The 1,031-nt window shown below is 64.7% G+C and carries 1 protein-coding gene; it reads right to left on the bottom strand.

Features of this window, described 5'->3' with window-relative positions:
• The coding region (locus Q8K99_06005) for a glycoside hydrolase family 65 protein (GenBank protein ID MDP2182103.1) at positions 1-1,031 on the bottom strand (1,031 nt) is incomplete at both ends.

Below are 1,031 nucleotides of genomic sequence, written 5' to 3'. Positions count from 1 at the left end.
TCGAGGTCATCGCGCCCGATGCCGAGGCGTTCTCTGAGCTCCAGACGCCGCCGGGACGGCAGGACTTCGAACACGCTCAGTGCCCGCATGAGACACCACACCGCCATGACATTGGTGTAGGCGTTGTTGTTGACACCGGGTTCGGGTGCGTCGGGATACCCATCGTGGTATTCGTCGGGTCCCATGACGCCGAGGATTTCGTAGCGGTCCTCGGTACGGTTGTACACGCAGAGCGAGGCCAGGAATCCCGCCACCTCGAGCAGCATCTCGGCTCCCTGGTTCTCCATGAACTCGTCGTCGCCCGTTGCCGAGTAGTACCTCCACACGCTGTAGGCCACGGCTATGTCGACGTGGCGCTGCAGGTGCGAGTTGTCGCGGCTCCACTCGCCCGAGAGGGGATTGAGGTGCCACTCCTGCGTCTCTTCCTCGCCGTTGCTGCCGCTCTGCCATGGAAAGAGCGCCCCGCGGAAACCTGCGTCCGCGGCGTGCCACCGCGCCTTCGGCAGCCGACGGAAGCGGTACTGCAGCAGGCCACGGGTGAGCCGGGGCATGTGTAGCGTGAGGTACGGGAAGATGAACACCTCATCCCAGAAGATGTGTCCGCGGTACGCTTCCCCGTGGAGGCCGCGGGCCGGGACGCCCACGTCCAGATCGACCGAGTTGGGGGAGACCGTCTGCAGCAGGTGGAAGACGTGCAGATTGAGCGTGCACTGGACGTCACCGTTCCCGGTTTCGACCTCGATGCCGAATCGCTGCCACAGGTGGTCCCACGCGAGAATGTGGGTCACGAGCAAGTCGGCGAAATCCCCTGAGCGCTTCACATGATTGCGGGCCTCGTACCCGGGTTCGTGAATCGCCCTGTCGCGGGAGCCGAAGAGGGCGACGACCTTCTCGACCGTCACCGCTTCACCAACGGACACCGAGACGTCGAACTCCTGTGCCACGTAGTCCTCGGTCCGCACGAGTTCGCGACTCACATCGAGTGGCCGCTCCGCCTTGTACAACCGCGTACGCGCGGCCAGAGCGACGCT

The organism is Actinomycetota bacterium, from assembly GCA_030682655.1.
Taxonomy (GTDB): Bacteria; Actinomycetota; Coriobacteriia; order Anaerosomatales; family JAUXNU01; genus JAUXNU01.
This window is presented reverse-complemented; position numbering and strand designations above follow the sequence as displayed.